This window comes from Agrobacterium vitis, assembly GCF_014926405.1.
Taxonomy (GTDB): domain Bacteria; phylum Pseudomonadota; class Alphaproteobacteria; order Rhizobiales; family Rhizobiaceae; genus Allorhizobium; species Allorhizobium vitis_H.
In genome coordinates, this window is record NZ_JACXXJ020000005.1 from 3,555,071 (window position 1) to 3,574,473 (window position 19,403).

17 protein-coding genes are annotated in these 19,403 nt (G+C 57.0%); 14 read left to right on the forward strand and 3 right to left on the reverse strand.

Annotated elements, in window-relative coordinates:
- Nucleotides 1-16: 16 nt before the first annotated feature.
- Together IEI95_RS27780 and IEI95_RS27785 are read right to left on the reverse strand one after the other, a co-directional pair.
- Nucleotides 17-1,969, reverse strand: coding sequence for an autotransporter assembly complex protein TamA (locus tag IEI95_RS27780; protein ID WP_420360093.1), 1,953 nt, complete (start codon nt 1,967-1,969; stop codon nt 17-19).
- A 177-nt stretch (nt 1,970-2,146) separates the two neighbouring features.
- Nucleotides 2,147-2,410 carry a YMGG-like glycine zipper-containing protein gene (locus IEI95_RS27785; RefSeq protein WP_015917366.1) on the reverse strand — a complete coding sequence of 88 codons (264 nt, stop codon included), beginning with the start codon at nt 2,408-2,410 and terminating at the stop codon, nt 2,147-2,149.
- A 688-nt stretch (nt 2,411-3,098) separates the two neighbouring features.
- Here IEI95_RS27785 and hemA point away from each other — a divergent pair.
- Nucleotides 3,099-4,313 carry a 5-aminolevulinate synthase gene (gene hemA / locus IEI95_RS27790; RefSeq protein ID WP_015917365.1) on the forward strand — a complete coding sequence of 405 codons (1,215 nt, stop codon included), beginning with the start codon at nt 3,099-3,101 and terminating at the stop codon, nt 4,311-4,313.
- Nucleotides 4,314-4,390: 77 nt separating this feature from the next.
- Nucleotides 4,391-5,626, forward strand: a complete 1,236-nt coding sequence (locus IEI95_RS27795) for a serine hydrolase domain-containing protein (RefSeq protein WP_194417255.1) — start codon at nt 4,391-4,393, stop codon at nt 5,624-5,626.
- A 66-nt stretch (nt 5,627-5,692) separates the two neighbouring features.
- Here the strand turns inward: IEI95_RS27795 and dxr are convergent, their stop codons facing one another.
- Entirely contained in the window at nt 5,693-6,886 is a 1,194-nt protein-coding gene (gene dxr / locus IEI95_RS27800; RefSeq protein ID WP_156531815.1) for a 1-deoxy-D-xylulose-5-phosphate reductoisomerase, read from the reverse strand.
- 746 nt (nt 6,887-7,632) lie between these two features.
- On the opposite strand from dxr, the gene IEI95_RS27805 reads away from it, so the two are divergent.
- From IEI95_RS27805 to visN, 12 genes are all read left to right on the forward strand, one after another.
- Nucleotides 7,633-9,267: a globin-coupled sensor protein gene (locus tag IEI95_RS27805; RefSeq protein ID WP_234617679.1), complete on the forward strand. Its 1,635-nt coding sequence runs from the start codon at nt 7,633-7,635 to the stop codon at nt 9,265-9,267.
- A 136-nt stretch (nt 9,268-9,403) separates the two neighbouring features.
- Nucleotides 9,404-9,700 carry an STAS domain-containing protein gene (locus IEI95_RS27810; RefSeq protein ID WP_071203273.1) on the forward strand — a complete coding sequence of 99 codons (297 nt, stop codon included), beginning with the start codon at nt 9,404-9,406 and terminating at the stop codon, nt 9,698-9,700.
- Entirely contained in the window at nt 9,697-10,062 is a 366-nt protein-coding gene (gene cheY1 / locus IEI95_RS27815; RefSeq protein WP_006726298.1) for a chemotaxis response regulator CheY1, read from the forward strand. Before IEI95_RS27810 ends, cheY1 begins: the two co-directional genes overlap by 4 nt.
- A 15-nt stretch (nt 10,063-10,077) precedes the next feature.
- Entirely contained in the window at nt 10,078-12,336 is a 2,259-nt protein-coding gene (locus IEI95_RS27820; RefSeq protein WP_156531818.1) for a chemotaxis protein CheA, read from the forward strand.
- A 4-nt stretch (nt 12,337-12,340) separates the two neighbouring features.
- A complete protein-coding gene (locus IEI95_RS27825; protein WP_015917359.1) occupies nt 12,341-12,808 on the forward strand; it encodes a chemotaxis protein CheW in 468 nt (155 codons plus the stop codon).
- Complete coding sequence (cheR, locus tag IEI95_RS27830) at nt 12,805-13,713, forward strand: protein-glutamate O-methyltransferase CheR (protein ID WP_015917358.1); 909 nt, start codon at nt 12,805-12,807, stop codon at nt 13,711-13,713. The genes IEI95_RS27825 and cheR overlap by 4 nt, the downstream gene beginning before the upstream one ends.
- Complete coding sequence (gene cheB, locus IEI95_RS27835) at nt 13,710-14,747, forward strand: protein-glutamate O-methylesterase CheB (RefSeq protein ID WP_015917357.1); 1,038 nt, start codon at nt 13,710-13,712, stop codon at nt 14,745-14,747. The genes cheR and cheB overlap by 4 nt, the downstream gene beginning before the upstream one ends.
- Nucleotides 14,747-15,136: a response regulator gene (locus IEI95_RS27840; RefSeq protein WP_015917356.1), complete on the forward strand. Its 390-nt coding sequence runs from the start codon at nt 14,747-14,749 to the stop codon at nt 15,134-15,136. The genes cheB and IEI95_RS27840 overlap by 1 nt, the downstream gene beginning before the upstream one ends.
- On the forward strand, nt 15,133-15,687 hold the full coding sequence (cheD, locus tag IEI95_RS27845; protein ID WP_015917355.1) for a chemoreceptor glutamine deamidase CheD: 555 nt from the start codon (nt 15,133-15,135) through the stop codon (nt 15,685-15,687). The genes IEI95_RS27840 and cheD overlap by 4 nt, the downstream gene beginning before the upstream one ends.
- Before the next feature lie 292 nt (nt 15,688-15,979).
- Entirely contained in the window at nt 15,980-16,351 is a 372-nt protein-coding gene (cheT, locus tag IEI95_RS27850; RefSeq protein ID WP_041697164.1) for a chemotaxis protein CheT, read from the forward strand.
- A 278-nt stretch (nt 16,352-16,629) separates the two neighbouring features.
- Nucleotides 16,630-18,318, forward strand: a complete 1,689-nt coding sequence (fliF, locus tag IEI95_RS27855; protein WP_041697162.1) for a flagellar basal-body MS-ring/collar protein FliF — start codon at nt 16,630-16,632, stop codon at nt 18,316-18,318.
- A gap of 237 nt (nt 18,319-18,555) precedes the next feature.
- Entirely contained in the window at nt 18,556-19,302 is a 747-nt protein-coding gene (gene visN, locus IEI95_RS27860) for a transcriptional regulator VisN (RefSeq protein WP_015917352.1), read from the forward strand.
- Nucleotides 19,303-19,403: the final 101 nt, after the last annotated feature.

Here is a 19,403-nt window from a genome sequence, read left to right on the forward strand (position 1 = left end):
AACGGCTGCTTCTGCGTCAGAAACTTTGTCCAATACCGACATATATGCCGTATTTGTCGCCGTCGGGATAGGGATTGAGCGGTACGGCCACATCCAGGCGGATCGGGCCGAACGGCGTCGCATAGCGCAGGCCGATGCCCGCGCCTGCCTTGATATCGGAGAAATCAGGCACATGCCCGCTGGACACGGTCCCGACATCGAAGAACGGCACCAGGCCAATCGTTTCGGTAATGCCGATGCGCGTTTCCAGTGATGCCGTCATATAGGAAAGCCCGCCGGTGGCGTCATCCGCGCTGTTTCTGGGCGAAATGCTTTGATAGCCATAACCGCGCACCGAACCACCGCCGCCAGCGAAGAATCGTCGCGTCGCCGGAATATCGGCAAGCCCGCCGGTGCCAAACAAGGTCCCTACCGCCAATTTGCCCGCCAGCACCACCCGGTCTTCCGCGCCAAGTCCGTGATAGCCGGAAATCGACCCTTCGAAATTGGAAAATACAGTGCTGCCGAGGAATTCATAGCTCGGCGCGGCGCTGAGCGTGGCGCGGTAGCCGGTGGTCGGGTTCATCTTGTTGTCTCGGGTATCGCGCACATAATCGAGAGGCACGGAAAAGGTCAGGTAGTCGTTTCGGCCAAAGGCATCATCGATCCTGGCATATTCCAGCGCGGTGGCCGCCGAAACCGTGTCATAGTCAGTCAACTCATAGGAATAGCCGAGTTTGCCGGTGATGGTGTCGGCATCATAGGAATCGGTGCTGAGTGTTGCGGCCTTGATCGAGGCTTCCAGTGTGCCTGACGGCAGCAGAAAACCTGGCTTTGTAAAGGTGATGCCAGCGGAATAATCGAAATCCGTTGCATCGGTTTTCTCGCCGATGCCGCTGACCGTGCCTTCGATCCGCAGAGATTCGGCCTGGCCAAACAGGTTGCGGTGGCCCCAATAGCCCTGCAATCCCGCACCGTCGATGGTGTCATAGGTTGCCCCGGCCCCGAAATAGCGGAATTTGCCTTCCGAAACGGTGATATTGAGCGGAATGGCGCCCTGTGAGTTGAGTTTATCGGCTTGGGTGACGGTCACGCTGGAGAAGACGTTAAGCTTGCGCAAGCGGTCGGATGCCTTGCGCAGATCTTCCGGCGAATAGGGCTGACCGGCATTGAGCCTTGAATATTTCTGCACGAAACCAGGATCGACGGCCTTGGTGCCGGAGACTGCAACCGGACCCAGGGGCGCGACTGGCCCGGCGGAGACACCAATGGTCACATCCACCCGATTACTTTGATGGTCCGCGACCACCTGCCGGTCGGAAATGCGGGCGAGAGGGCGGCTTTGCGCCTTCAGATCATCGGCTATCTTATTGGCGGCCTTGATAATCGCCAGGGAACCGGCAGGCTTGCCTGCCACAAGATCATAGGCCGTTGGGCCAAGCTTTGCGGCATCGCCGGTCAACGTTACCTTGCCGAGGGTAAAGAGCGGGCCGGGTTCGACCTCTATTTTAACCGGCACGGGTTTCGTGTGGGGGAATTCGGGATTGGGGGGCAGGCTATCCAGGGGCGTGCCATTGACCGTCATGGTAATGACGCCGCCATAATAGGAGTGTTCGTAAAGTGTCGCCAGGAGCCGCTCCCGGTCCTCGCGGGCCTTGATGACCACGCCAAGATCGCCGGAGACCGGCTTGTCCTTCTCCTGTATCAGCTGCGAGCTTTTTTCCAGCGCGTCTTTCAGGTCGCCGGAAGCATCTTTCTTATCGCGATTGCCGGACGCTTCTTTCGACTGGAAATCGACAGAATACCGCACGGGATCGACAACATCCGTTTTGCCTTCATCGCGGCCCCACAGGGTTATCCCGAAAATCTTGAAGGCATAGGCATCAACTGGAAACGACAAAGCCGCCGCACCCACGACGACACATGCCAGAGCGGTGCCTGACTTCCGAAACGCTCTACTGACATTCGGCAATGTCACCCTACTCGGTATAAACAGTGTCTGAAGTCCTCAATCTGGCCGGAGCAAAACCATCCCGCACCCCTTGCTCCGAAATCGCTATTCCCATCTGCGATTATAGCCGGAACAGTTCCTCGGTGAACTCTTCCGGTATTGTATGGCCACCGCCGGATCGGGCCGAGAACGGCTGGATCCGGCGGTGGCTGGATGTCAGTAGCCGCGTGGGCAGTTGTCGACGTAGCGACGACCGTAGCGGTCACGATAGTAGCACTGGCCCGGCTGCTCGTTGACGCGTCCGATGATGGCGCCTGCTACGCCGCCCACGGCAGCACCAACCGCCGCACCGCGGACATTGCCAGTGGCGACGCCGCCGATGATGGCACCCGATGCGGCGCCAATGCCGGCGCCCTTTTCGGTTTCCGTGCAACCGGCGACGGCCAAGCCTGCCAGAATGAGTATAATTGCCTTTTTCATGTCCATCTCCGTATTGGATTTATCCGGATACCCAGGTCTCGCCGATCGTTCATTATCCTGGCCAGATTTGGGTCTGCCGGCGCGTCCGCCCCTGCGCTGATATTTTGTTATGCAGCATTATTTGTCGTCTTTTGACGCATTTCCTGCCGATTGTTGTCCATTGCTGGAATCCCAACATTGCAAAAACATATAGCGAGAGCGGCGAATGTCCACCGGAAACGCTCTGTTTTTTAAGGTGTCTCTCAAAGAGATTGTCAGCATGGACGATTTTTTTCAGGGTAGGCGACTTGCAACAATGAACACTGAAGAAATCCGCTCGTATTCCGGTTGTGAATACCGCTAAATTGCAATTTGGCGCATAGCCGAGGAGGATGGTTGGTAACCCCTATTAAAGTTATTTTGTTTTAGTTTATTCTATAATAAATGTCTGCTGTGTTCACGACCACTTTTGCTGTGCGCGCCGTCAAGCTTGACACAGATCAAGTCTGTTTGGATCTGTGTCGGCTACTGAATGACCATGCGGCTCGTATCGATTGGAGAGATCGATCGTCGGGCGGCGATGGTGGCAGCGGTTATCGGACCGCACATCAGTGCCGGTGCCTTTTGTCGCAGTTTAGAATCACTTTAAGGGGTTGACCGCTGCCCCGAACGATCTCAAAAGAGATCCAGGAAGATTGGAGCAGGCGCAATGGATTTTGAAGCGTTTTTCAAGAGCGAACTGGATGGCCTGCACGAAGAAGGCCGTTACCGGGTTTTTGCCGATCTTGAGCGCCAGCGCGGCAATTTTCCACGGGCTACCCGCTACACGGAAAACGGTCAGCATGACGTGACCGTCTGGTGTTCGAACGACTACCTGGGCATGGGCCAGAACGAACAGGTCGTCGAGGCGATGAAAAACGCCATCGATCACTGTGGCGCGGGTGCTGGAGGCACCCGCAATATTTCCGGCACCAATCACTATCATGTTCTGCTGGAGCAGGAACTGGCCGACTTGCATGGCAAGGAACAGGCGCTGATCTTCACGTCAGGCTATATTTCCAACTGGGCGACGCTCGGTACGCTCGGGCAGAAGATCCCCGGCCTGATTATCTTTTCCGATGCCCTGAACCATGCCTCGATGATTGAGGGCATCCGCTATGCGAAATGCGAACGGGTCATCTGGAAGCATAACGACGTCAAGGATCTGGAAGCCAAGCTGAAGGCCGCCGATCCCAAGGCGCCGAAGCTGATCGCCTTTGAGAGCGTCTATTCGATGGATGGCGATATCGCGCCGATCAGGGAAATCTGCGATCTGGCCGATCGCTACGGTGCCATGACCTATCTGGACGAAGTGCATGCGGTCGGCATGTATGGGCCGCGCGGCGGCGGTGTTGCCGAGCGTGAAGGCATCATGGACCGGCTGACAATCATCGAAGGCACGCTTGGCAAGGCGTTTGGCGTGATGGGTGGCTATATCACCGCTTCAACCGCCTTGTGCGATTTCATCCGTTCATTTGCGTCAGGTTTTATTTTCACGACTGCTCTGCCGCCTTCTCTGGCTGCTGGCGCAGTCGCCTCGATCCGGCATCTGAAATCCAGCCAGATCGAGCGTTTCGCCCATCAGGAACGAGTACGTCGGCTGCGGTCGCTTCTGGATGCGCGCGGTATTCCTCACATGCCCAATCCTAGCCATATCGTGCCGGTCCTGGTTGGGGATGCCGCCAAATGCAAATGGATCTCCGATATCCTGCTCGACAATTTCAATATCTATGTGCAGCCGATCAATTACCCGACGGTGCCGAAGAAAACCGAGCGCCTGCGCATCACGCCCACGCCATTGCATAGCGATGCCGATGTCGATCATCTGGTCGGAGCCCTACATCAGCTCTGGTCGAGATGTGCGCTGGCGCGGGCTGTCGCCTGATTTTTCCATTTCACTCTTGCGCAGGTTGTGCGGGTCATGGTCACATGGCCCGCATTTTGTTTTAGGGGAGGGATAGGATGTCGATTGTCGAGCGGGTCAACCGCGTGCTGGAAGAGGCTGTGTCAAGCGAGGCTCTGGTTGGGGCGGTGGTCATGGTGTTCAGGCACGGACAGCCCCTGCTGCGGCGGGCCATTGGCTATGCGGATCGGGAAGCGCGTATTCCAGTGCAGTTCGATAGGATTTTTCGTTTCGCATCCGTCACAAAACCATTTGTCGCGGTCACGGCACTCGCTATGGTCGACAAGGGATTGCTGGGTCTTGATGATCTTGTGGCCGATCACCTTCCCTGGTTCCGGCCCAAGACGCCAGCCGGCGCGTTTGCTGCCATCACGGTTCGTCATCTGCTCACCCACACATCAGGTTTGACCTATGATCCGGCGCTGCAAAGGCTGCCGCGTGAGCGGGCCATCAATCTTGGTCTTCTCGATACGGATCTGACGGTTGAGGAGAATTTCAGCCGCCATAATGCCATTCCGCTGGCTTTTGCCCCTGGCGAGCGCTGGGCCTATTCGATGAGCACCGATTTGCTCGGTGCCGTGGTGGCCAAAGTGCATGGTGAGAACTGTGCAGTGAAGCAGGACGAGGATGGTGGGGCTGTCGCTCCTGTTCAAGGTACAACAAGCAGGACGCCATTTGCCCAGTATTTCGGTTCTATCGAAGGCAGAAACCTGCTGGAGGCGGCGGTGGTCGAGCATGTTTGCGACCCCATGCGGCTGAAGGATGCCCGATTCCATGTTACGGATATGGCGCGGCTGGCAGTTCCGTATCGGGACGGCGAACAGCGGGCTGAGCGGATGGAGGAGCGATGGCAGGCGACCGCTCCATCGGGCGGCGAAGGTCCGGCTTTTTCCCCCTCGCGGATTTTCAATCCCCGTGCTTTCCAGTCCGGTGGTGGTGGAATGGCCGGTACGGCGCTGGATGTGCTGACGCTGCTCGAAACCATTCGTACTGGTGGGGGTGGACTGATGTCACCCGAGCTTGCGCAAATGTGTCTCTCCAACCAGATCGGCGACCTCCCCATGGGGCTTGCCGGCAAGCGCTTCAGCTTTCTCGGCGCTGTCATCACCGATTCCGCAGCTGCGGCCACCGCCCTGCCGCCGGGCGCGGTGCAATGGGGTGGTGTCTATGGCAATACGTGGTTCATCATTCCCGAGGCCGGTTTGACCGTGGTCAGCCTGAGCAATACGGCATTGGAAGGCTGTGACGGTGCGTATGTCGAGCGCTTGCGTGCTGCGGTATGCGCGACTGGATAATTCCTGAAGCCGGAATCGGCTCAAGAAAAACTATACTGCAGATTTAAAGTGTTGCAGCATTCTGGATTATCGCGTGCGGCCTTGGTTCACGATGACCTCCTGGGCTCGGCGTCGTGCCTGCGCATCGGCGGCAAAGACATCGGCAATCACGGTCGCTGGTGCCAAGCTCATGAGATGATCCATAACATCCTCGACCACATCGGCCATGGCGAGAAAACCGATTTTTTCCTCGACAAAAGCCTCAAAGGCACATTCTTCGGCGGCGTTCAGCACGGCGCCCTGCAAGCCGCCGCGCTCAAGCGCTGTACGGGCGAGACGGATTGCCGGAAAACGGTCCAGGTCCGGCGCTTCGAAATCCAGCCGCGCCAGCTTGGTGAAATCCAAGCGGTCCACATCCAGCGCCGCGCGTTTCGGATAGCTCAGCGCATAACCGATGGCGGTGCGCATATCCGGTACGCCAAGCTGGGCCAGCACGGAGCCGTCACTATAGCCCACCATGGAGTGGATGATCGACTGAGGATGGACGATAACCTCGATCTGGTCGGGTGTCAGATCGAACAGGTGCTTGGCCTCGATCATCTCCAGCGCCTTATTGAACATCGAGGCGCTGCCAATCGACACCTTCAGTCCCATGGACCAATTCGGATGGGCGCGGGCGGTTTGAACACTGACATCAGCCATCTGTTGGCGGGTGAAGGTACGAAACGGCCCGCCAGAAGCCGTCAGCACAATCCGCTCCAGCGTGTCACGGTGATTTTCGTCCAGGCATTGGAAAATTGCCGAATGCTCACTATCGACGGGGATAATCTTGCCGCCGCCCTTACGCACCGTCTCGATGAACAATTCGCCAGCCGAAACGAGGCATTCCTTATTGGCGAGCGCGATATCGGCGCCGCGTGCGGCAGCTGTCAAGGTTGGCTGCAAACCGGCGGTGCCGACAATGGCGGCCATCACCCAGTCCGCCTCAAGGCATGCTGCTTCCTGTAGCCCGCTGCTGCCGGCTGCAACATCGATGCCGCTGCCCGATAACAGGTCTTTCAAGGCAATATATTGATTTTCATCAGAGGTAACTGCCAGCCTTGCGCCTGTCACCAGTGCCTGCTCCGCCAGAAGAGCGACATTGCCGTGCCCTGTCAGGGCCATGACGTCGAAGCGATCGCGTCCGCCCATTTGTCTGATCACGTCAAGCGTGTTGGTTCCGATAGAGCCGGTCGACCCCAGAATGGTGAGGCGGCGGGGCTGGGACGTGGCGGTATTCATAGATATATCCGGCAATTGCACCTGTTCCCCATGCGTCTACAGGGGAATGGGCAAAGCGGCAAGCTTCAAGCCGATGCCGTTCCCTGATGGACCATAGAAGGCGCCTCTGAAGGCTTCAGATGATTTGCTATGGCACAGGCAGTCGACCAATCCTTACAAGGATATGGACCAGACATCTGGGAAATTTTTTGAGTGGAGACGACAAAAACCAGCAGTTTTACTAGGGAAGACTGCTCTTCATGCGAGGGTTAAACGCATGGTATGTTAGAATGTCGGCTTTGTCGCGACCGCCAACTTGCCTCGCTCATTCAGCGATACGACAACTATCGTGCTTGCTGCAATCAGCGCAGCCCCTATTCCTAGAACAATCATTGCTCACCTCTTCGACCTTCATGCCGCTTGGTGCCACATTAACACAACTTAACCTTGCTCCAAGCTTGATTTCACGTTTACGCCTTCACAAATCGATTCAAATTTTAAGAATTTGGCAGTAAAGTTGAGCAGCGAATAAACATTAACCTCCAATCAACGAATTAACCATAAAGATTGTAGGACACGGAGGAATGGGCGCGTTGCGCGTCCCACTCGGCATGATGCCAGTCCCACCGTACCGGTTCCGATCCGGTATCTCCAGTACAGAGCGGTTCTCCAGGTTATGCGGCGTATAGCGCATCCATGCGGACGATTTAACAGGTGATGGCGGTCAGTTCCTGGTTCGACAGGGCCGACCCCGCGGGGATTGGCAATTGGTTCAGCACGCTGAGGCAGAACGGACAGGTGGATCGCAGGCTGGCAGCTTGCGGGACCGGCTGAATTTTGCCGGCCTGGACCAGGATGCTTGCAGTCTTTTGCGCCGCCACCGGGTTGGGCTGGAGACTGACGTGGAAACGGGTCTGCGCGCGTTTTTTCGCAAGCTGCAGACGGCACCCGATGCGGCCCGCCAGTTTACCGGCGAGCGGCAGATCGACCGCCTCCATGATCTCTATGTTTCCCATTGGGACGTGATGACCGACGCGCGTTTCGATGCGCTCTATGCCGAGCGTGTCAAAGTGCTGGCTGATAGCCAAAGCCGGATGGGGCTTGATCCCCGTTGGCAGATTGCCGGCCATGCCGTTGTTCTGGAGGGCCTGGTCAGTTCCGTCTTCGCCGATCTTGCCAATCGTGGTTTCATGCCGTCCTCGCGCAAGCGGGCAGCCGAATTGCAGGCGCTGGTCAGCGCGCTCATTCGCCTGGTCATGGTGGATGTGGAGATTGCCGTTTCCCTGCGCTTCAACGAATTGCGCCTCAAGCATCATCGCGACATGGCTGATCTACGCCGCAAGGAGCGCGCCAGCGTCACGGATCTGTTCCAAGGCGCATTCACGGCGCTGTCGCAGGGCGATCTGTCCAGCCGGCTGAACAGTGATGTCCCCGAGGAATATCAGGATCTCGTGTCGAGTTTCAATGGCGCGATGGAGAGCATTTGCGCTGCGGTTTCCGTGATGGACGCCAGCCGCCGCACGGCGGAGGACGTCAGCGCTGCCCTTGGCGAGCAAGGATCCGCGCTGGGTGTGCGGGCCGATGAGGCCGCAGCGGGCCTTGATGCGGCAAGTGCCAGCCTGCGGCAGGTAACCGAAACAGTCAGCCATAACGCGGCGCAGTCGAAACTCACCGAGCAGGCTGTCGAGATGACCGTCAAGGCGGTCGAAGCGAGCGGCGAAGTGGTTGGTAAGGCCATCGCCGCCATGGCGGATATCGAAACTTCCGCTGAGCAGATCGGCCATATTATCGGCTCTATCGATGAAATTGCCTTCCAGACCAACCTTCTGGCCTTGAACGCCGGCATCGAGGCGGCTCGCGCCGGTGATTCGGGTCGGGGCTTTGCCGTCGTTGCCCAGGAAGTACGGGCTTTGGCCCAGCGGTCCGCCGACAGTGCGCGTGAAATCAAGGCCCTGGTTGCGGCCACCAAGCATCAGGTCGAGGCCGGGGTGGAGATGGTCAATCGGACCCAGGATGCGATTTCCAGTATCGTGACACAGGTCGTCGATATCAATCGATCGGTCTCTGTGATGGCTGGAGAAACGGCCAAGCAGGCCGCAGCCCTGGATAGCGTCGCGTGCGTGCTCGAAGCCCAGGGCGAAACATCGCGTGCAAGCGCGCAATTGTCACGCCAGGCTGCGGATGACAGTGCCGATCTGCATACGGTGATCGTCGAGCTTGGCAAGACCGTGCGGCAATTCACCATTGAGCGCACGCACTATCGGGGCAGCCAGACCAATCCGTCGAACGGTTATCCGGTGTCATCAGCGCAAACGGCAGAGCTGCCGATGGCGGCTTTTTCCGAGGACTTCGGGGGGCACGATTTTTTAGTGCCGATTCGGGCAGGAGGCCTTTCGATGTGAGCGGTTTATTTACCTACCTCTTATACAACGGAGGAAGGTTCGGGATGAAAACGGCTTTTCGTGCCGGAGAAGCGCTTAGGTTTTGAACTCTCATACCCTTATGGGGCGGTCGATAGAAACGGTAGGGAAACAGTCTATGGCGAGCAAGAAAGGCGCATCGGCGCAGCTTAAGCTGGCATCGGTGCTCGACTTGAATGAAGCGTCTCAGCTCAAGGACAAGCTTCTGTCCATGCGGGGAGGAGCAGTTGAAATCGACGCATCCGGTGTCGAGCGGATGGGAGCACTTTGCGCCCAGGTGCTCGTCTCGGGCGCGAAAACCTGGGAAGAAGACCAGAAAACCTTCTCGATAAAGAAGGCGTCAGACGCTTTCACCAAAACCATACAGCTCTTGGGCTTGAACAACGATCAACTGATCGCGGAGATCCGGCAATGAAGAAAAAAGTATTAACCGTGGATGACTCTAGAACCATCCGCAACATGCTTCTCGTGACCCTCAACAATGCGGGTTTCGAGACCATCCAGGCCGAAGACGGCGTCGAAGGTCTTGAAGTGCTTGAAGAGTGCAATCCCGACGTGATCGTCACCGATATCAACATGCCGCGCCTTGACGGTTTTGGTTTTATCGAGGGCGTACGCCGCAATGAAAAATACCGTGCCGTTCCGATCCTCGTTCTGACGACCGAAAGCGATGCTGAGAAGAAGAACCGTGCGCGCCAGGCTGGCGCTACCGGCTGGATCGTCAAGCCATTCGATCCGACGAAACTGATCGATGCGATTGAACGTGTAACCGCCTAACGGGGTCTGACTTCGATGGATATGAACGAAATCAAAGAGATCTTTTTCCAGGAATGCGAGGAACAGCTCGCGGAACTGGAATCCGGTCTTCTGAAAATGAACGATGGGGATCGTGACCCGGAGACGGTGAATGCTGTTTTCCGAGCTGTTCATTCCATCAAAGGAGGCGCAGGCGCGTTTGGTCTCGACGATCTCGTTGCCTTCGCTCACGTTTTTGAGACGACCCTTGATTGCGTTCGATCCAATAAGCTGGAACCGGGCATTGAAGTCATGAAGGTCATGCTCAAGTCGGCCGACGTGCTCGCCGACCTGACCAATGCTTCTCGTGACGGCGGCAGCGTCGATCCGTCTCGTTCAAGCGGCCTTGTCAAGGAATTGGAAGCGCTTGCCAAGGGTGAAGTACCTTCGTCGTCATCCGCCACAGCGGCAGCACCTGCTCCAAAGGCGGCTGCCAAGCCTGCACCTGCGCCAGCAGCCACGGATGACAGCGGTTTTGCACCCGTTCCATTCTCCTTTGACGATTTTGCCGACGAAGAGCCTCCCATTGTGTCTCCTCCGCTTGAAGTGACCTTCAAGCCGCGCCGGGATCTCTATGCCAAGGGCAATGACGCCACGCTTTTGCTGCGTGATCTGTCGCGCATCGGCGAAGTCAGCCTGAACTGCAATGTAAGCGCCGTTCCGACGCTGGAATCCATGGATCCTGAGGAGGCCTACTTCTCTTGGAAAATCCTGGTGAAGAGCGAAAAAGGCGAAGAAGGCGTTCGGACTGTTTTCGAGTTTGCCGAATGGGATTGCGAACTGGAAATCAAGGAACAGGAAGCGACTGTTGCTGAAGGGAGTGATGAGCTGCCGATGGTACCGGTGCCGTTCGATCTGTCCGCGCTGGACGACGATAGCGCCGCTGAAGAAGTTGACGATAGCGCCGTCGACTTGATCGCCGAGGCCGTGGAAGCCGCCGATACCGCAACCAAAGTGGTCAGTGCCGTCAGGGAGAAGAGAGAATCTCCAGCCGCCGCTGCTGCCGCTGCCGCAGCCGCCGCGCAAAACCAGTCTGCTGCTTCGGCTGCCGGGCAAACGATCCGCGTTGATCTCGATCGCGTCGACCGCCTGATCAACCTGGTGGGCGAGCTTGTCATCAACCAGGCCATGTTGTCGCAGAGCGTCATCGAAAATGACACCAACGGCACATCGTCGATCAATATGGGCCTCGAAGAGCTGCAACAGCTCACCCGCGAGATCCAGGATTCGGTCATGGCGATCCGTGCTCAGCCGGTCAAGCCGGTGTTCCAGCGCATGTCGCGTATCGTGCGCGAAGTTGCTGATATGGTTGGAAAATCGATCCGTCTGGTCACCGAAGGTGAGAACACCGAAGTGGACAAGACGGTCATCGACAAACTGGCCGAACCGCTGACCCACATGATCCGTAATGCCGTTGACCATGGTATCGAAACCCCCGAAAAGCGTAGTGCCGCCGGCAAGAACCCGGAAGGCACGGTCAAGCTGACGGCAAAGCACCGGTCTGGCCGCATCGTGATCGAATTGGTCGACGATGGCGCCGGTATCAACCGCGAACGGGTCCGCCAGAAGGCTATCGACAACGATATCATCGCTGCCGACGCCAATCTCTCCGACGAGGAAATCGACAATCTGATTTTCATGCCGGGCTTTTCGACGGCGGACAAGATTTCCGACATTTCCGGCCGCGGCGTTGGCATGGACGTGGTCAAGCGGTCCATCCAGGCATTGGGCGGGCGCATCTCCATCAGCTCGCGCCCCGGTCAGGGCTCGACTTTCACCATGAGCTTGCCGCTGACACTGGCGGTTCTGGATGGCATGGTCGTTACCGTTGCTGGCCAGACGCTTGTCGTTCCTTTGACGGCTATCGTTGAAACCTTGCAGCCGGAAGCCCAGAATATCCATTCCTTCGGGGCCAACCAGCGGCTGATTTCGATCCGCAACAGCTTCTGCCCATTGGTGGATGTCGGTCGGATTCTGAATTTCCGGTCAGTCCAGGCTAACCCGATCGATGGTGTTGCTCTGCTGGTCGAATCGGAAGGTGGCGGTCAGCGCGCCTTGATGGTCGATGCCATCCAGGGTCAGCGCCAGGTGGTCATCAAGAGCCTTGAGGCTAACTATACGCATGTGCCCGGCATCGCCGCGGCAACCATTCTGGGCGATGGCCGCGTGGCTCTGATCCTGGATGTGGATGCTGTCGTCGCTGCCTCGCGCGGTCAGTCTCTCAAGCAGGAAATGTCGTTAGCCGTCGCAGGATAGTTTTATGTCGAATGCGGTCAAAAATCTGGTTCAGGGAAATCGCGAGTTGATCGCGTTTCGCATCGGTGATCAGGAGTTTTGCGTCAACATCATGCAGGTGCGGGAAATCCGTGGATGGACCCCCGCAACGCCGTTGCCGCAGTCTCCTCATTACGTGATGGGCGTGATCAACCTGCGCGGCGCAGTCTTGCCGATCGTCGATCTGGCGATCAGGCTCGGGCTGAAGCGGACAGAACCGACAGTCCGGCATGTGATTATCGTGGTCCAGACCAGGACCAAGGTCGTCGGCCTGCTGGTGGATGCCGTGTCCGACGTACTGAGCGTGACAGATGAGACAATCCAACCGACACCTGAGGTCTCGTCTGATCTCGAGCGTCAATACGCAAGAGGCATCCTCGCCATTGACAAACGGATGATCTGTTTGATTGAGCTGGCGGGCCTTTTCTCTGAAACTGAAAGCGAAGCGGCATGACATCGACCTTTTCTGCGCATAGCCGGCAATCGGACGACGAGATCATGGCCAGTGGCGAATACCCGTTGACCCGTCGCGATCTCAACGAAATTGCTGCGATGATCTATGCCGATGCCGGGATTGCGTTGAACGATTCCAAGGCTTCCCTTGTCTATTCGAGACTGTCGAAGCATATTCGCAATCTTGGATTGCGTGGCTTTCGGGAGTATTGCGCGCTCGTGTCGTCCCAGGAGGGGGCCGGGGCGCGACGTGAAATGTTGTCGCATCTGACAACGAATTTCACCCGGTTCTTTCGTGAGAACCATCACTTCGATCATTTGCGCACCGAGGTTCTGCCGGGGTTGATCAACCGCGCCAAGGCTGGCGGCCGCGTGCGGATCTGGTCTGCCGCCTGTTCCGATGGGCAGGAGCCCTATTCCATCGCCCTGACGGTCCTGTCCTTGATGCCGAATGCCGCCGATTACGATTTCAGGATATTGGCAACGGATATCGATCCGAAGATCCTGGCGCTGGCCCGGGCCGGAGCCTATGACGAAACGGCGCTGGAAACCGTGAGCCCGGCCATGCGCAAGCAATGGTTCCGCGATGTCGATGTCGGTGGACGCCGGAAATTCCAGGTCGATGACCGGGTCAAGAAGCTGATCACCTTCAACGAGCTTAACCTGATGGCGCAATGGCCGATCAAAGGACCCTTCGACGTGATCTTCTGCCGCAATGTGGTGATCTATTTCGATGAGCCCACCCAGGTGAAGATCTGGTCGCGGTTTGCCGGGCTTCTGCCGGAGGGTGGTCATCTTTATATCGGCCACTCCGAGCGGGTATCTGGCGATCCGAAGAACCTTTTCGATAATATCGGTATCACCACGTACAAATATACCGGCAAGACCGGAGGGCGCAAAGCATGATATCAGCCGCTCGCGTTCTTGTCGTCGATGACAGCCCAACTATGCGGGGACTGATCACCGCCGTTCTCAATTCCGATCCGGAAGTCAGCGTCATTGGTCAGGCCAAGGATGCCATGGAGGCCCGCGCCGCCATCAAGCAGCTGAACCCGGATGTGGTGACGCTCGATATTGAAATGCCAAACATGAATGGTTTGGAATTTCTCGAAAAGATCATGCGGCTGCGGCCGATGCCTGTCATCATGGTTTCGACCATGACCCATCGCGGAGCTGAAGCGACGCTGGCTGCCTTGGAAATTGGCGCATTCGACTGTGTCGGCAAGCCGATGCCGGGTGAGGCCCGTCCGTTCGGCGATCTTGCCGAGAAGGTCAAAGCTGCGGCTCGCTCCCAGCGCCGGCAGATCATGCAGGCGGCGCCTGTTGCCACGCCTGCGGCCGATTTTCGGGTGGGTCGCAAAATCGTGGCGATCGGTTCTTCGACAGGGGGTGTTGAAGCGCTGATAGCCGTGTTGCAGAAGTTTCCACCTAATTGCCCGCCGACGGTGATTACCCAACATATGCCGCCGACATTTACCAAGAGTTTTGCGGAGCGGCTGAACCGACTCTGCGCTCCGGTGGTAGAGGAAGCAACTGACGGTGCCAGATTGCAGATCGGCAAGATCTATCTGGCCCCTGGTGGAGAACGGCATCTGCAAGTGGTGAACGCATCCGCGCCCAGTTGCCGTTTGCTGGACACGCCCCCGGTCAACGGGCATCGGCCATCGGTCGATGTTCTCTTTGATTCGGTGGCGGAATTGGCTGGACGCAATGCTGTTGGCGTCATACTGACAGGTATGGGGCGCGATGGAGCGTCTGGATTGCTCAAAATGCGAAGTGCAGGCGCACGGACCATTGGGCAGAACGAAAAGACCTGTGTGGTCTATGGTATGCCTCGCGTTGCCCATGAACTGGGTGCCGTCGAGCATCAATTGCCGCTTGGCTCAATCGGCGAAGAAATTCTCAAACTCACGGCCGCACGGAAAGAAGGTTATGAATAATGTCAATAGCTGAAAAAATTAAGGTCCTGATAGTGGACGACCAGGTGACCAGCCGCTTGCTTTTAAGCGATGCGCTGACACAGCTGGGTTTCAAGCAGATCACGGCTGCCGGCGACGGTGAGCAGGGGATGAAGATCATGGCTCAACAGCCTCATCATCTGGTGATCTCTGATTTCAACATGCCCAAGATGGACGGTCTCGGTCTTCTCCAGGCTGTTCGCGCCAATCCTGCCACCAAGAAGGCAGCGTTCATCATTCTCACTGCGCAAGGGGATCGGGCGCTGGTGCAGAAGGCGGCGCAATTGGGTGCCAATAACGTCCTCGCCAAGCCGTTTACCATCGAAAAGATGAAGGCGGCCATTGAAGCTGTTTTCGGAGCATTAAAATGAGTGACGAAGCTGCGGCTCGCAGGGTCCATATTATTCAAGGTGAATACAAGGTTGTCAGCGACCCGAATGTGGTGCTTTCAACTATCCTGGGTTCCTGCGTGGCTGCATGCATACGTGATCCCATTGCCGGTGTCGGCGGTATGAACCATTTCCTCTTGCCGGGCTCTGCCAATCCCGGCATGGGAGGCGGGGATGCCACGCGCTATGGCGTCCATCTGATGGAATTGCTGATCAACGGCCTCTTGAAGAAGGGCGCGCGGCGCGATCGTCTGGAAGCCAAGATTTTCGGAGGCGCCAAGACGATTGCGACGTTTTCGAATGTCGGCGAACAGAATGCTGCCTTTGCTGCGCAGTTTCTGAAAGATGAAGGCATCAAGGTGGTTGGTTCTTCAACGGGCGGCGAGCATGGCCGCAAGCTGGAATTCTGGCCGATCAGCGGTCGTGCCCGCCAGTATCCTCTGACAGGAGCGGAAACGCAAAAGACTGTGGCCATGGAACAGCGGCCGGTCAAAGTGCAAAAGCCGGTGGAAAGCTCGATCGAGTTTTTTTAACGGTTCCGTTCTTTCACAGGCAATCCATATTGATCAAAGTTGCGTAACGATTTTGAAGGACAATCTAAGGTATGTGATGCGGCTGACGGCACGATGTATTCGAGCAAGGCTGGCATGAAATGAATGACCATCCGAACCCTGTTTGCGGTTTCGGATGAGCGGAACGGACAACCCCTCGCTCGTTTATGCAAGCTCAGGGCGGGACTGAACAAAAAGCATAAATGGAGCGTGCCGCACGGCTTTTGCCCGTGGTGGGTTCCAGGAGAACAGAACTGCGAAGCCTGAGTCAGTATTGGAGGCCACGAGCGTGGAAGAATCACTACCTGAAATTCTGATGCGTGTTGTGACGGAACTTCACGACGTTGCCTATCTGATCGAGCGGGTCGAGCCGCAATTGCTGGAACTGGGTGGCTCAAAGGCGTTGGAATCGGCTGAAACGCTGAAAGTCTTGCAAGGTATCGATCTCGCCGTGCAGAAATCGCGCGGGTTGGCTGAATTTATCGATACCATTACGGCGGATGTGTCTGACGACTGGAAAGTGGACATGACGACGGCGCTCAGCCTCGTCAAGCTGGCCGAAATGCAGAAGGCACTGGGCGATGGTTTGCGCCATGGCCATTCGCAGCCTCTCAGCAAAGCTGCGGGCGATTTCGATTTTTTCTGATCTCTGCAAGCCCCGAGAGAGCATTTCCAGCAAAAGTGCGAGGCGGTTTGCCCCCGCAAATGTCTAGAAATGAAGAGAAAGAATTTTTGTAATTCCATAAATACATAGATACTAAAGTGTTCAGGTCGCTCCTTTCCGGGGCGATCTTCGTTTTGGGACGTCCGTTTCCGCACACCGGGCTTCCTTCGCAGGCATCAGGAAACGCTCGCACAAGCTTCGCGTCCTAGGGTGACACTAGGCCAAAAGCCGTAACCTCATGTTTGACGGTGCGAGACAGAATGAATCTGTTCAATCAACTACTCCAGGTCTTCAAGAACCTTTCGTCCTTGGGACCGACTAAACTATGGACCCTTGCGGGTGTTGGCGTCGTTTCGGTGGCGCTGGTTATCGGTGCGGCGTTTTTTATCAATAAGCCTGCCTTTGAGACCCTTTACGTTGGCCTCGAAGCGACAGACGTCAATCAAATCAGTATTGCGCTGGCTGAAGCGGGCGTTGGTTTCCAGACTGGCGCCGATGGCAAGAGCATTCAGGTCCAGGCCGGAATGACCGGCAAGGCCCGTTTGTTGCTGGCCGAACGCGGCCTGCCCAATAGCACCAATGCTGGCTACGAACTGTTCGATAATGTCGGCTCCCTGGGTCTGACATCCTTCATGCAGGAAGTGACCCGGGTGCGCGCCCTTGAGGGCGAGATTGCCAGGACGATCCAGCAGATCAACGGTATTGCAGCAGCCCGCGTGCATATCGTCATGCCGGATGTCGGGAATTTCCGGCGCGGCGCGCAGAAGCCAACGGCCTCGGTGATGATCAGAGCCGGCTCCGATGCCGGTCGCAAATCCGCAGCTTCGATCCGCCATCTGGTGGCTTCGGCTGTGCCGGGTCTTGAAATCGATGATGTCACCATTCTGGATTCGACCGGCCAGTTGCTGGCATCGGGCGATGAGACGGGCGGGGCTGCAAACCGGAATCTCGGCGTTGCCCAGTCGGTTCAACAGGAAATCGAATCGAACATCGACAAGGCCCTCGCACCTTTCCTCGGTATGGACAATTTCCGCTCCAGCGTTACGGCGCAGTTGAATACTGACCAGCAGCAGATCCAGGAAACGGTTTACGATCCTGAATCCAAGGTCGAACGCTCGACCCGTACAACCAAGGAAGCACAGAAGTCGCAGCAGCGGCAATCCGATACCGCAGCGACCGTGGAGCAGAATATTCCGCAGGCAGCGCCGCAAGCGGGTGGTGCCGGTCCTGAATCGTCCGACCAGCAGGACAAGAAGGAAGAGCAGACCAACTACGAAATCAACAGCAAGACGATTGCCACCGTCAAGAATGGCTATACGCTGGACAAGCTTTCCGTGGCCGTTGTGGTCAACAAGCAGCGTATCGCTACCATGGTCGGCGAGCCGGTCGATCAGGCCAAGATCGATGCCTATCTGGCGGAAATGCAGAAAATCGTCAAATCGGCTGCCGGGCTCGATGACAAACGCGGCGACGTGGTAACGCTGACGGCGATGGACTTCTTGGAGAATCAGCTGCTGAGCGAGGCTCCAACCGGACCCGGTGTGATGGAAATCCTCAGCCGCAACATGGCGGGTATTATCAACTCGCTTGCCTTCCTCGCTGTTGCCTTCCTTGTTGTCTGGATGGGCATTCGTCCGATGGTACGCTCGATGGGCGGCGGTGGGACTGCGGCGCTTGAGGGTGGCAGCGACGCTGTTGCCGGACTGGAACTGCCCGACTTCTCGCCCGGTCTTGATGCTGGTGCCGGTGGCGGCCTGATGGATGGCTTTGGTTCCGACTTCGGCTTCGATAGCGCCGATGACGTCCTTGCCCTCGACAATGACCCGAATGGCGGCTTTAACCGCCGCGTCAAGGAAGGACCGGAACGGCGCCTGGCTCGTATGGTGGAAATCTCGGAAGAGCGCGCTGCCAAGATCCTGCGCAAATGGGCGGTCGAGAACGCAGCCTGATCCTTCAATCCAATCGAATAGGAGAGCTGCGCTGGCGAAAGTTGGTGCAGCTTTTTTGTATGGTGCGGATAAGCCACACCTTCTGTGCTAAACCCCGTAGCGTTTAGAAGTTATTTACATACAATAACATTATGGTGATTCGGCATGTTTCGAATGACGCGCTTAACCAAGGAATGGGCGGCTTCCGTGGCAAAGCATATAGAGAGCTGGCCGTTCGTCCCTTGAAAGGGGAGCCTTATGAGTGTCGAACTCCTTGAGCCTGGGGGCTATCAAGGGATCCGTAGCCAGAAGACGGCGAACAGGCCTGAAGGGCCCAGGTTGCGTGATGCGATGATCAGGCAGCTTTCCTCGGCAGCGTCCTCAGGAAAGCTTCGGGTAGCGATGCATATCCTGACCGACTATGCCGGAGCCTCGCACTATCTCCTGGCGCGATACGACCTTATTCAGGAACATGGGCTGGATTTCGTGGTGACGGCCGACTGGCCGTTCGATCTGGCGCGTGGGGTTGCCACGGAATTGTCGGCTGCCTGTTCACGGGCCACCGAGCTTGAAAAATGCCTGGGTCTGTTGCAAGCCAAATTCGTGCTCCTGCCTGACGACCTGGAACTGCCCTTAGGGGCCAGCCGTCAATATTGCTCCGTCATGTTCAATGTTGGGCGCACACGGCTGGCGCTGGTCATGCTGCTTCCGGACGGATTCGTAATCTCGCCGGACCGGTTGCGGGACGTGGGTTTGTTGGCAGCCTATTGCGTTAGCCTGTCGACGGGACGGTCGCAGAAAGCGGATCGTGATTTTGAGCTGACGGAACGCGAATTGGAATGCCTGTTTTGGATTGCTGAAGGCAAGACAAGCGATGAAATAGCCACGATTCTGGGTATTTCCCGCAATACAATCAATAATTACATCACCAGTGTGATGCGCAAGACAGCTACGAAAACTCGCTCTGAAGCGATTGCCTACGCGGTTCGCAACAATCTGGTCTAACGCCGACTGCCCTTCAAGTTGACGGTTGGCATTCTAATTCAGGATATCTCAAGTCTTTGATGTCTTGAGACATCCACAACCACTTCAAGATGGAGATGCGT